Origin of the sequence: Paraburkholderia lebeckiae, assembly GCF_050436325.1 — a bacterium.
Lineage (GTDB): Bacteria > Pseudomonadota > Gammaproteobacteria > Burkholderiales > Burkholderiaceae > Paraburkholderia > Paraburkholderia tuberum.
Map to the genome: position 1 here is coordinate 2,110,074 of NZ_JBNDLZ010000003.1, position 12,508 is coordinate 2,122,581.

The following is a 12,508-nucleotide window of genomic DNA, read 5'->3' on the forward strand; positions in this document are numbered from 1 at the left end:
ATCATGGCCGACGCTCCCACCACGACCTCGCAGCAAAGCGCGGATGCAGCGCGCACCGGCCTGAGCGCCGCCGCGCTCCAACGCGGCGTGCTCGACAATCTGCTGTGCCTGCGGGGCCGCTATCCGGCGATCGCTTCCCCGCATGACTGGTACATGGCGCTCGCGTATAGCGTGCGCGACCGGCTGCTGGCCCGCTGGGCAACCTCCGTACAGACCTACGCCGGAAGCGATGCGCGGGTCGCCTGCTACCTGTCCGCCGAGTTCCTGATCGGCCCGCAACTCGGCAACAACCTCGTCAATCTCGGCATCGAGGCCAACGCACGCGAAGCGCTGCGCGCGCTCGGCGTCGACCTCGATATGCTGCTCGAACTCGAAGAAGAGCCGGGGCTCGGCAATGGCGGGCTTGGCCGCCTCGCGGCCTGCTATCTGGATTCGCTCGCAAGTTTGGAAATACCGGCCATCGGCTATGGCATCCGCTATGAGTTCGGCATCTTCGACCAGCAGATTCGCGACGGCTGGCAGGTCGAAACCACCGACAAGTGGCTGCAAAAGGGCAATCCATGGGAGATCATGCGCCCGGAGGTTGCGTACTACGTGGGGTTCGGCGGCAGCACCCACAACGAAACCGACGCACACGGGCACCTGTGCGTGCGCTGGACACCCACACGGCAGGTCAAGGGCGTGGCTTGCGACACGCCGATGCCCGGCTATCACGTCAACACGTGCAACACCTTGCGGCTGTGGAAGAGCGAGGCGGTCGAGTCGTTCGACCTGCAGGACTTCAACGCCGGCGACTATTACGAGGCCGTCAACGAAAAGGTCATCTCCGAGACGCTGTCGAAGGTGCTGTATCCGAACGACGAGCCCGAGATCGGCAAGCGCCTGCGTCTCGCGCAGCAATACTTCTTCGTGTCGTGCTCGCTGCAGGACATGCTGCGCCTGCTCGAAATCAAGGGCGAACCGGTCGGACACTTCGCGCAGTTGTTCAACGTGCAGTTGAACGACACGCACCCGTCGATCGCCGTCGCCGAGCTGATGCGTCTGCTGGTGGACGACAGGCAGGTGCCGTGGGACGAGGCCTGGGACATCACGCGGCGCGCGCTCGCGTACACCAATCACACCCTGCTGCCCGAAGCGCTTGAAACCTGGGGGCTGCCGCTGATGCGCAACCTGCTGCCGCGCCTGCTCGAAATCATCTACGAGATCAACCGCCGCTTCCTCGACGAGGTGCGGCAGCGCTATCCGGGCGACGACGCGCGCATCGAACGCATGTCGCTGATCGACGAGCGCGGTGACAAGCTCGTGCGCATGGCGCATCTGGCGACGGTCGGCAGCCACGCGGTCAACGGCGTCGCCGAACTGCATTCCGGGCTGCTCAAGCAGACCGTGCTGCGGGACTTCGCCGAATTGTGGCCCGAGCGTTTTCACAACATCACGAACGGCGTCACGCCGCGCCGTTTCATGCTGCTTTGCAATCCGGCGCTCGCGCGGCTGCTCGACGAGACCATCGGCGCTGGCTGGGTCACTGATCTCGCGCGACTGCGCAAGCTCGAAGCCTATGCCGACGACGCCACGTTTCAGCAGCATTGGCGTAGCGTGAAGCAGGCGAACAAGGCCGTGCTCGCCGAGCATATCCGGAGCGTCACGGGCATCGGCGTCGACACCGCCGCGCTGTTCGACGTGCAGGTCAAGCGCATCCACGAATACAAGCGGCAACATCTGAACGCATTGCTGATCGTCACGCTGTACCGGCGCCTGCTGCGTGATCCACAGCTCGCGCTGACACCGCGCTGTTTCGTATTCGGCGGCAAGGCGGCGCCCGGCTACGCGACGGCCAAGCTGATCATCCGTTTGATCAACGGCATCGCCGAAGTCGTGAATAACGACCCGGTGGTGAACGGGCGGCTGAAAGTCGTCTTCTATCCGGACTTCAATGTGAAGAACGCGCACTTCATCTACCCTGCGGCCGACCTGTCCGAGCAGATTTCGACGGCCGGCAAGGAAGCATCGGGCACCGGCAACATGAAGTTCATGATGAACGGCGCGTTGACGATCGGCACGCTCGACGGCGCCAACGTCGAAATCCGCGAAGAGGTCGGCGACGAAAACTTCTTCCTGTTCGGCCTGACCGCCGACGAAGTGGAACGTGTGAAGCGCGCGGGTTATCGCCCCGCGGACTATGTGAAGGACGACGCGGAACTGAGCGAAGTGCTGCAACTGATCGCCGCCGGTCATTTCTCGCGAGGAGACCGCGAGATGTTCCGCCCGCTGATCGACAATCTGACGCACGCGGACCCGTTTCTCGTGCTCGCCGACTATGCCGCCTACGTGGCGCGTCAGGACGACGTGAGCGCCGCCTGGCAGGACACGCGGCGCTGGACCCGGATGTCGATTCTGAACACCGCGCGCTCGGGCAAGTTCTCTTCCGACCGCGCCATCGGCGAATACTGCGACAAGATCTGGAAGATCCGCCCGATGAGGATCACCCTTGATCAATGACCCTGAAACGGGATCGGTGCGTGCTCATGCGGTTCGCTCCGGGTCGCGGTTTCCCGTGGGCGCGTCGGCGGTGCCCGGCGGCATCAATTTCTGCATCTTCTGCCGTCACGCCACGCGCGTCGAGCTGTTGCTGTACGACGCGGCTGACAGCCCTGAGCCGTTCCAGATCGTCACGCTCGCCGCCGGTTGCAACCGAACCTTCTATTACTGGCATGTGATGGTCGAAGCGCTGTCGTTCGGCACCTACTACACGTGGCGGGTGGACGGTCCGCGCGATACGCGCTCTAGCGGTTACGCGTTCGACCCCGACAGGGAACTCCTCGACCCGTATGCCCGCGCGGTCAGCGACGTGCTGTGGACGCGGCCTGCGGTCGGCCAGCCGAATCCCGACGGGCACAAAACCCACCGCGCGATCGTGACGGAACCCCTGCCCTCGTCCTCTGGGCGTATCTCGCGCGGACTCGACGACGCGATCATCTACGAGCTGCATGTCGGCGGCTTTACACGTGATCCGTCGAGCGGCGTGCAGCATCCCGGTACCTTCGCCGGCCTGATCGAAAAGATTCCGTACCTGACGCAGCTTGGCGTGACCCACGTCGAGCTGCTGCCGGTGATGGCCTTCGACGAACAGGACGTTCCGCCCGCCACGGCGGCCCTCGGCCTGAGCAACTACTGGGGTTACAGCACGCATAGCTATTACAGCCCGCATCCTCGCTACTGCCGCGATCCCGCGCGCGCGCCCCAGGAGTTTCGCGCGCTGACCGACGCCATGCACGCCGCGGGCATCGCCGTGCTGCTCGACGTCGTGTTCAACCATACGGCCGAAGCGGGCGAGACGGGCCCCGTCATCAACTTCAAGGGCCTCGTCAACGATATCTTCTACCACCTCGACGCGGCCGACCGGCGCCGCTACCGGGACTACACCGGCTGCGGCAACACGATCAATTGCAACCATCCGCTGGTGACGACGTTCATCGTGCGCTGCCTCGAATACTGGGTGGAAGAACTCGGCGTCGATGGCTTCCGGTTCGATCTGGCGAGTATCTTCGCGCGCGACCAGCGCGGCGAGCTGATGGTCGATCCACCGCTGCCCTGGGCGATCGAGTCTTCGCGTGTGCTGTCGCGCGTGCCATTGATCGCGGAGGCGTGGGACGCCGCCGGCATGTATCAGGTCGGCGCCTTTCCCGGCATGGCATGGGCCGAGTGGAACGGCCGCTATCGGGACGTGATTCGCCGTTTCGTGCGCGGCGACCCGGGGCTCATCGGGGCGGTCGCGACCTGCATCGCGGGCAGCTCGGACCTCTATGCGGACGACGGCAGGCTGCCCAACAACAGCATCAACTTCGTGACGTGCCACGACGGCTTCACGCTGATCGATCTCGTGAGCTACGGGTCGAAGCACAACGAAGCCAACGGCGACGAGAATCGCGACGGCAGCTCCGACAACCTGTCGTGGAACTGTGGCACCGAGGGCGGGACCGGCGACGCCCAGATTCTCGGTCTGCGACATCGCCAGGCGCGCAACGCGATGGCCATCCTGTTCCTGAGTCTGGGTGTGCCGATGACGCTCGCCGGAGACGAGGTGCTGCGCAGCCAGCGCGGCAACAACAACACTTATTGTCAGGACAACACGCTCAGCTGGTTCGACTGGACACCCACTGAAGCCGGCTCGGCCATGTCGCGCTTCGTGCGCGAGCTGATCGCGCTGCGCAAACGCCACGCAAGTTTGCGGCGGCGGTATTTTCTGACCGGCCGGCCCTCGGCGGGGCAGACCCGGCCGGATGCGGCATGGCACGGCGAGCGCCTGAACGAGCCGGGCTGGCACGATCCAGGCGCGCGGCTTCTCGCCGTCACGCTGGGCGGCGAAGAACCTGGCGAGCCGGCACTGCACGCGGTGTTCAACATGGACGATTGCGCCCGCACGGTCCAGTTGCCCGCGCCCGACGGGCGGCACTGGCGGCGTATCGTCGATACCGCGCGCGACAGTCCGCATGACATCGTGCAAGCGGCGCAACAGCCCGCTGTCGAAAGCGATCAATTTCGCGTGGAGGCACGCAGTGTCGTGGTTCTGGAAGAAGCGAGCTGAACCGACGCAAATGACCCGGGTTCTTGTCCTCTAATGTCGATGCTGTGGCGGATATGCCATGGGCAGTTTCGATTTACTGGCGGAACAATCCACCGGCAACGATCGCGGAGGGCATCATGAGAATCAGCGTAGACGGGCCGTCCGTCGTCTTTGCGATGGTTGCGGTCGTGGCCCATGGCAGCGCATTCGCGAGGTCCGAAGCCTGCCATCCCACCTCGGAAAAGCAGATTTCCGCACTGTTCGATCGCTGGAACGACTCGCTGAAAACCGGCGAACCGCAGAAGGTCGTGGCGAACTACGCGCCGAACTCGATTCTGCTGCCGACCGTCTCGAACAAGCCGCGTTTGACCGCCGACGAAAAACTCGACTATTTCAAACACTTCCTCGAAAACAAACCGGTCGGCACGATCGACTTCCGCGACATCATGATCGAATGCAACACCGCGATCGACTCGGGGCTCTACACCTTCAAATTCGCGGACGGCTCGGTCGTCAAGGCGCGCTATACGTTCACCTACGCGTGGAATGGGCACAAGTGGCTGATTACCAGCCATCATTCGTCGAAAATGCCGGAAGGCAATTAGCCGATGTGGTTTAGAAAAAGTCAGGCTGGGACTTGAACCTCATTCACGAATGACCTGAATACGTCCCGCCTTGACTGCGGCCTTCCATACCGTCCAGTCCGCCTCATTCTGTTCCGCGCCTCGCTATCCCGTCCTTTCCGCCCGATGCGCGGCCTCCTGCACGCCTCGTACAGCTGCGGCCACGATCAAGCCGGTGAATACCACGCCGATCAGCCCGAGGCATGCGGCGTCGATCCGGCCGAACGCCGAAGTGGGCACGACATCGCCGTACCCGATGGTGAGCGCCGTGATCGCGCAGAGGTACACGGTTTCACCCAGCGGCGACGGTGTCCGGTTCGCTGTCTCGACGGGCGCGCCACAGTAGTACATGCCAAACGTCAGCAGGACGAACAGTAGAAGCAGACCGATCAGAATCGCTCTCAGATACCACAGGGTTATCGCCATTTCCTTCAGGATCTCACCAGCCCGAGGACGGGCCGCGCCATCGCCTGTCGAATTTCCCATTACACGCTCCTGTTGCGATCACCGGATCGGCTTTGCAGCATGCCGCACCGCCTCACTCCGCACGGCGGTGCTGCTCGAAAAACAGAAGCATCAAATACGCATAGGCCGTTACGGCCAGAAAGAGCCCCATTCGCACGGCAAACGCGGTGTAGACATCCTTGCCCGCCACGCTGTCCTGCACCGATTGCCCGAGCAGAATGATCATCGTCACGAGACTGTTCAGCCAGAAGCCCGGCGAACAACGCGTGGGTTGCAGGCCGTACAGCTTGCGTCCCACCAGCAGGCCGAACAACAGCATCCACAGAAAGAACATCCACAGATGCACGAACAGCCTCAGCGCAAACCAGAACGCGATGGCGAGCAGACCGCCGAGCAGCGTCGAGCCGATCAGATCGCGTGCGGCGCCGCGGGCCGAGGTCGTGCAGGTTTGTCTGCCGAGGCTGACGGACTTCATGATGATCGGCATGTAGTTCGCCGGGTCGGTCATTGCGAGCAGATAGGCCGGCATGACGACGAGCGCGGCACGCAGCGCGAGATAGGCCGCCTCGTCTTCCGCCATCGCTGCCGCGGCGGGCTGTTCTCGCGCGCCCATGCTTTCAGGAAACAATCTGTGCGCCAGCGTCGACGCCAGCACGGCAAGCAGAAGTCCCTTCGCCAGCGCGCCGACGACCGTCAGGGCCAGTTCGAAGTCGGCCGTGCCCGCGGCAGAAATCATCGTCAGTCCCGCGACCAGAAATGTCGCGACGAGATTGTTGCCGCCACGCAGCCCGTAACGAAACGCGAAGAACAGCATGAGGCCGACGATCATGACGCCGGCCAACGCATAGTGTCGAAGCAACGGAACGAGGAGCAGGCCGCTGCCGGTGGTCGACGCCACGACCAGCGAAAGAATCACGCCGGCCTTCAACGATAGCGGGCGATTCTGCGTGGCCAGCAAAAAAACCGCGAATACCGGCGCGACGACGGGTATCGGGAAATCGAGTCCAAAGCTGACGGCAAGAGCGATCGCCGTTCCGATGGCCACGCGTATCGCGCGATAACCGAGGCGCTGGGTCACGGGCTGCATGGGCTTCTCAATAGACGTAGGAGAGCCAGCTCATCAGCCGGATGAACGCGTGTCCCAGCGGATTGAGCGGATTGCCCTGGGTCGGAAACGCCATCACTTCGGCCTGCCCGCCCACCCGCAGATCGCGCAGACGCGCGCGCTCGCTGTCGTCGAATTCGACGATTACCGGGAAACGCTGCGCGGGCCGCAGCCAGTCGCGGCTATTCTGCACGGTGGGCAGGCTGCCCGCCGGCGTGCTCTGCCCCACGCTCACGCCATAGCCGACACTGCGAACCCGCCCGCCGAACACTTCGCCGGGCAGCACGTCCAAGGCGATCTCGACGCGCGTGCCGGGTTTGAGATGGCCCAGATTGTTCTCCGTCATGTCGGCGCTGACCCACACGTCGCGGATCGCGATCAGCGTCATGACCGGATTGCCCGCCGCGGCGAACTGACCGACTTCCGTGCGCAGATCGGTCACGACGCCGCTCGAGCGGGCTCTGATCCGCGCGTTGGCGAGATCGAGTTCGGCCTTCTCCAGCGCGCCAGCGGCGCTGCGCAACTGCGCATTCTCCGCCTCGCTTCCGCCCTGCTGCTCCCGCGCCCGCTCGACTTCGGCACGGGCCCCGTCGACCTGGCTTAGCGCCTGTTCATGCGTCGCCCGCGCGACCTCGAGGCGTCGCAGAGAGACGGTGCCCTCGTCTTCGCGATAGAGCCGCTCGAGACGGTCGCTGTCCTGGCGCGCCTTGACCTCGTTCGCGATGGCGGCCCGCAACGCCGCGAGTGCCGACTCGATACCGGCCGTGCTGGCACCGACCTGCCGGCGCGTGGACTCCAGATCGGCGCGCGCCCGGTCAGCGGCAATGCGGTAGGGCTCGCTATCGACTTCGAACAGCACGTCCCCCGCGTTGACATCCTGGTTGTTATGGACGAACACCCGCGTCACGCGTCCCGACACCTCGGCGGCGACGGGCACGACATAGGCCTGAATCCGCGCCTGCTGCGTATACGGCGTGAAACGGTCGGCGAGCAGATACCAGATCAGGCTGAGCACGATCAGACAGACGACCCATTTGACCGCCCTGCCCGAAGGGTCGGCGGCAGGCGTCGACGACTTCGGCGGGGCGGCGGTTCGAGGCTCGCGGGTATCCTGGGTATCGCTCATCGTGACGCCCCTTCGGCTTGCGCCGGCGTACCGGAAGACGGCGCCGTTCGGTCGAGCAGGTCGCCCCAATCGGTGCGTTGCCGCATCTGCGCGCGCGTCGCCGCATCGACGAGCGGCTGTTCGGTTTCCCAGCCGCCTCCGAGCGCCTTGTAAAGCGCGATCACACTGCCGAGCGCATTGCTGCGATTGACCACGTACGCGTCCTGCTGCGCGAACAGCGCGCGCTGCGCATCGAGGACCCGCTGGAAGTCCGAATACCCTTCCCGATAGATCGTATTGGCGAGCGTCAGCGAGCGCCGCGCCGCGCCCTGCGCGTCATTCAGAATGGTGTCGCGCTGCAAGGCGGCGAGCAGCGCCGTCGCGGCGTCGTCGGCCTCGCGCGCCGCCTCGCGCACCGTGTTCTGATAAGCCACCGTCAACTCTTGCAGCCGTGCGTCCTGGACGCGCACGTTGTTCGTGATCCTGCCGTAGTCGAACACGTTCCACGTCACGCTCGGGCCCGCGGCAAAGAGCAGTGTGCTCGGTGCGCCCGCGAGCGAACTGGCGGTCCACGTCAGCGTGCCGAGCAACGATACCGACGGGTACAGATCCGCTTTTGCCACGCCGATGAGCGCCGACTGCGAAGCCATCTGGTACTCGGCCGCGCGAACGTCAGGGCGGCGCAACAGCAGATCGGCCGGCACGTCCTGCAGCACCGCATGATCCACCAGCGGCACCACGCCATCCTTGCCCGCCTGCACGTCGAGTTCCGGCAGCGGACCCGGCGCTCGCCCGATCAGCACCGACAGCGCATGACGCGCAAGCACGATCTGGCTTTCGAGATCGGGGATGCTGCTCAGCGTCCCAAGGTACTGCGTCTTCGCCTGCTGGAAGTCGAGTTCGTCGGATTCGCCAGCCTTGAAGAGCTTTTGTGCGATGTCGTAGCTGCGTTTTTGCAACTGGGCGTTCTCGCGAGCGATACGTAGCCGCGCCTGCGCGACCCGCAATGTGAAATACGTATCCGCGACCTGCGCGTGCAACAGAACCAGCGCATCGTCGCGGTTGGCTTGCGCGGCGAAGAACGCGGCGTCGGCCGATTCGATCGCGCGGCTGAAACGTCCCCAGAAATCGAGTTCCCAGCCGATGCTGAAGCCCGCGCCGTACTGCACGAAGACGCCCGAGCGCGGATTGGAACCATCCGAGCGCTTGCGCGCCGAAGCCAGTACATCGGCACTCGCCTGCTGCACCTGCGGATAGCGTCCCGCGAGCGCGATGCCGAGCTGTGCGCGCGCCTCGAGCACGCGCAGTCCGGCGATCTTCAGGTCGCCGTTGTTCGCGTCGGCTTCGGCGATCAGACGTTCGAGATTCCTATCGTCGAAGATCAGCCACCACTGGCGCACATCGGGCTGTGCACCCGGTTGCGTGACCCGCGTAATCGATTCGCTACTCCAGTGCTCGCTCCACGCTTCATGCTGCGGCTTGAAGTCCGGGCCCACCCGCATGCATCCGCTCAGGCAAACCGCCGCCCCGAAAAGCACTGCGATCCCGTACGGACGCATCAACGGTGACACGGAGCCATCCTCGAGCTTCAGGTCTGCTTCTGTTCGTGGGTCTGCGTGGGTTGCGTGGGTTGCGTGGGTTGCCTGGGTTGAGGCTGGTCTCGGACCCAGCGCCAGAACAGCTGATAACCGACGGCCAGCATCACGGGCCCAACGAATAGCCCGATGACGCCTCCCGTCACCATGCCGCCGAGCGCTCCGATCAGCACGACGGGCATCGGCACCGCGACGCCACGGCCCAGCATCAATGGCTTGAGCACGTTGTCGGCGAGGCCTGCGACGAACACGTAAACCGAGAAGATGATGTTTGCGGTGTTCACGCCGTCCGTGACGATCACGAAGGCGATCACCGGAATGGTGATCAGCGTGGCCGGCAATTGCATGATGCCGAGCAGCAGCACGGCCAGCGCGAGCAACCCCGCGCCGGGTATCCCCTTCACGACGAAGCCGATGCCGATCAGCAGCATCTGGATAAACGCGATGCCCACTACCCCCTGGGCCACCGCACGAATCGTCGCCGTGCACAAGTCGGCGATCTGAGCGCCGTTCTCGGGGCCCGAGATGCGCGAGGCGATCTGCACCGCGCTGTGATAGCCCTTCTCACCGTGGGCCATCAGGATTCCTGCGACGATCAGCGCGACGAAAAATATCACCAGGCCGGCACCAAGACCCGTCACCGTTGCAAGCACAGCGAGCCCGGCCTCCTTCAGCTGCGGGGCGAATTTATGCGCAAGGCCGGTCAGGTCAGTCGATGCCTGTTGCCAGAAGTCGTACACACGCTGGCCGACCAGCGGCCAACTCGCCACCGACTCCGCGGGAGGCGGAATCCGGAAGCTACCGCTCCTGGCAATGGCTATCGATTTCTCGACCGAATCGGCTACCGCGAGACCCAGCGCATACGTTGGCACCAGAATCACGACAAGCGCGACCAGGACGATCAGCGTGGCGATCAGGCCATCCTTGCCGCCGAGCATGGAGCGAAGCAGGACCTGCAGCGGATAGAGCGTGATCGCAAGAATCACCGACCAGGCCATCAGGTTAAGAAACGGCGCGAAGATCCGAAAACAGAATACGGCCAGGACCGCGACGAGTCCGGCGCGAATCAGGACGTCGAGCATCTCTCGGGACGGAGTCCGTTGGGGAATCGGTGTGAGCAGCATAAGTCGTTCTCCCGCCAGGTCGCGTCGCGGTTCGGCGGCGACACCGTGATAGGCCTGAAAACTCAAACCCACTGGAACGTTCTTGACGCCAATACCAAGGCCTGCCTGCAATTCCGGCATCTTAGGAAGAGGATCGCGCCGGCTTTGTCGTCGACAGAGCGCGGCGTTTCACTACTATTGAACCCGCGCCTGAAATATTCAATTGGACTTTGGTCTCATAGCCTCGAGCCGTCCGGAGCTCAGCCCGCCGCCGACAGTCATGGAGAAAACCGTGAGATTGATGGCCATCGTCGCCCTTCTTCTTGCCATGATGCCTGGCGCGCCTGCCCTCGCCGCCGGGGTCGGCTTTCAGAAGGTCGACATACCGAATGGCGCCGAGCCGCCGCTCACTGCCGGAATCTGGTATCCCACCGATGCGCCGGCCACGCCGCACGCCTTGGGCGACGTCACCCAGACCGTCGCGGCCGACGCGCCGATCGCAGGCCATCACCTGCCGCTGATCGTGCTGTCGCACGGCGGCGGCGGCTGGTACGGCGCCCATTACGACACGGCGCTCGCGCTGGCTCGCGCGGGCTTCGTCGCGGCGGCGGCCAGCCACGCCGGCGACACTTTCGATGACCAGAGCCGCGTGCTGCAACTCTGGCGCCGGCCCGCGCAGCTTCATCGGCTGGTGATCGTCATCAGCCGCATCCCTGGTACGACGAGCCGGTGCGGGACGACCTGCCCCGCGCTCCCGACTATCGCGTGGTGGCAAACGCCGGCCACCACGACTTTCTGCCACCTTGCGATGCGCGTCTTGCGCGGCTGCGCCCGGAGATCTGCGACAGCGCGCCGGGGCTTCGATCGGACGGCGTTCCATCAGCGATTCAACGCCGCTGTGGTGCGATCTTTCGAGTCGATGTTGCGATGGGAAAGAGACTCACCCGAATTCGTCGTGTTGCGGCAATTGGTCAGTGATCGAATACCACGGTGCCTTTGAACCCACGAACATGTGGGCAGTGGGAGACATGGCGGGCGAGTCTGTGAGTGTTCCCAGCGTGACGTGAACGTACTGCCCCTGACGAACCACTGAGAACATCAGGCTTCCACATATTTTGCAGCGCACATCGTGCGACGCTCGCTCATCGCCGAAAAGCAACAGGCTGTCTTCGCCCCGAGTGATGCGCAGCTTGTCGCGCTCGATTCCCGCGAAGGGTTTGAACGCCGAGCCGGTCGCGCGCCGGCAGTTTGAACAGTGGCAGTTCAATGCATAGACGAATTCGTCTCTTACCGAGTAATGGACGGCACCGCAAAGGCATCGGCCGGCAAGCAATGGTTTCATGGCTGCTTTTAAACAGAAGGTACGTCGCAAATTGGAAAGTCACGCAGCCGTGATTATTCGCGAGCCGACGCGCGATGTCGAACCGCCAGACCGCTAGCGCCTGAAAATTACCTGCGCCGTGCCGACCTCGATCGGAGAGGAGGTGTGCTGGTGGACAACTTTCCATCCGTCGGCCTGCTGCCTCAGCGTCATGGTCAGGCGATTGTCCATGGAGCGCAGTTCCAATCCGTCGGCGTCGACGGCTTTATATGTCGCGAAGGCGTGGACGACGGCGAGGTCCGCGGCGACGATCGTTTGCGCCGTGCTGAAATCGACTATCACACGGTCTGTACCAAGCGAACCGAACCAGCCCTCCACCATGGCGCGCCACGATGCGATGCCGTGGTACGCCCATGTCCCCCACATGTCGAAGACCACCGCATCGCGGTCGTATAGCGCAACGAACGCGTCCACGTCTTTCGCCAATACCGCGGCTTTGTAGCCTTCCAGGACTTGCAGGATCGGATTGTCGAGTCTGTTCACAGTGTGCTCCCAGGTCGGATGACGATGGCGGCCGGACTTGGCGCAAAACGGCAGATCCAAGGTTCCTGACCAATTGTCTTACCA

The 12,508-nt window shown here is 64.0% G+C and carries 11 protein-coding genes; 4 read left to right on the top strand and 7 right to left on the bottom strand.

Features of this window, described 5'->3' with window-relative positions; translation table 11 throughout:
- Positions 1-3 precede the first annotated feature (3 nt).
- The 3 genes from OKW44_RS27635 to OKW44_RS27645 all read left to right on the top strand — a co-directional run bounded on the left by OKW44_RS27635 (position 4) and on the right by OKW44_RS27645 (position 5,169).
- Positions 4-2,499 (top strand): glycogen/starch/alpha-glucan phosphorylase, encoded by a 2,496-nt coding sequence (locus OKW44_RS27635; RefSeq protein ID WP_018418305.1) that lies wholly within the window; start codon positions 4-6, stop codon positions 2,497-2,499.
- Positions 2,489-4,585 carry a glycogen debranching protein GlgX gene (glgX, locus tag OKW44_RS27640; protein ID WP_026225436.1) on the top strand — a complete coding sequence of 699 codons (2,097 nt, stop codon included), beginning with the start codon at positions 2,489-2,491 and terminating at the stop codon, positions 4,583-4,585. Before OKW44_RS27635 ends, glgX begins: the two co-directional genes overlap by 11 nt.
- Before the next feature lie 116 nt (positions 4,586-4,701).
- Positions 4,702-5,169 (top strand): DUF4440 domain-containing protein, encoded by a 468-nt coding sequence (locus OKW44_RS27645; RefSeq protein WP_026225437.1) that lies wholly within the window; start codon positions 4,702-4,704, stop codon positions 5,167-5,169.
- Between the two features lie 123 nt (positions 5,170-5,292).
- On the opposite strand, the gene OKW44_RS27650 is transcribed toward OKW44_RS27645, so the two are convergent.
- From OKW44_RS27650 to OKW44_RS27670, 5 genes are read right to left on the bottom strand one after another with little or no spacing between them, the layout of a single operon-like run.
- Entirely contained in the window at positions 5,293-5,673 is a 381-nt protein-coding gene (locus OKW44_RS27650) for a potassium channel family protein (RefSeq protein ID WP_026225438.1), read from the bottom strand.
- Positions 5,674-5,725: 52 nt separating this feature from the next.
- Complete coding sequence (locus OKW44_RS27655) at positions 5,726-6,739, bottom strand: DUF2955 domain-containing protein (protein ID WP_018418309.1); 1,014 nt, start codon at positions 6,737-6,739, stop codon at positions 5,726-5,728.
- 7 nt (positions 6,740-6,746) lie between these two features.
- A complete protein-coding gene (locus OKW44_RS27660) occupies positions 6,747-7,883 on the bottom strand; it encodes an HlyD family secretion protein (RefSeq protein ID WP_018418310.1) in 1,137 nt (378 codons plus the stop codon).
- Entirely contained in the window at positions 7,880-9,421 is a 1,542-nt protein-coding gene (locus tag OKW44_RS27665; RefSeq protein WP_018418311.1) for a TolC family protein, read from the bottom strand. Before OKW44_RS27665 ends, OKW44_RS27660 begins: the two co-directional genes overlap by 4 nt.
- Before the next feature lie 29 nt (positions 9,422-9,450).
- Positions 9,451-10,581 carry an AI-2E family transporter gene (locus OKW44_RS27670; protein WP_026225440.1) on the bottom strand — a complete coding sequence of 377 codons (1,131 nt, stop codon included), beginning with the start codon at positions 10,579-10,581 and terminating at the stop codon, positions 9,451-9,453.
- A gap of 259 nt (positions 10,582-10,840) precedes the next feature.
- Between OKW44_RS27670 and OKW44_RS27675 the strand changes: the two genes are divergently transcribed.
- Entirely contained in the window at positions 10,841-11,560 is a 720-nt protein-coding gene (locus tag OKW44_RS27675; protein WP_239498994.1) for an alpha/beta hydrolase, read from the top strand.
- On the opposite strand, the gene OKW44_RS27680 is transcribed toward OKW44_RS27675, so the two are convergent.
- Together OKW44_RS27680 and OKW44_RS27685 are read right to left on the bottom strand one after the other, a co-directional pair.
- Positions 11,501-11,902 carry a GFA family protein gene (locus OKW44_RS27680; RefSeq protein ID WP_084753970.1) on the bottom strand — a complete coding sequence of 134 codons (402 nt, stop codon included), beginning with the start codon at positions 11,900-11,902 and terminating at the stop codon, positions 11,501-11,503. The two genes, OKW44_RS27675 and OKW44_RS27680, sit on opposite strands and share 60 nt — an antisense overlap.
- Before the next feature lie 93 nt (positions 11,903-11,995).
- Positions 11,996-12,484, bottom strand: coding sequence for a YybH family protein (locus tag OKW44_RS27685; protein ID WP_018418314.1), 489 nt, complete (start codon positions 12,482-12,484; stop codon positions 11,996-11,998).
- Positions 12,485-12,508 lie beyond the last annotated feature (24 nt).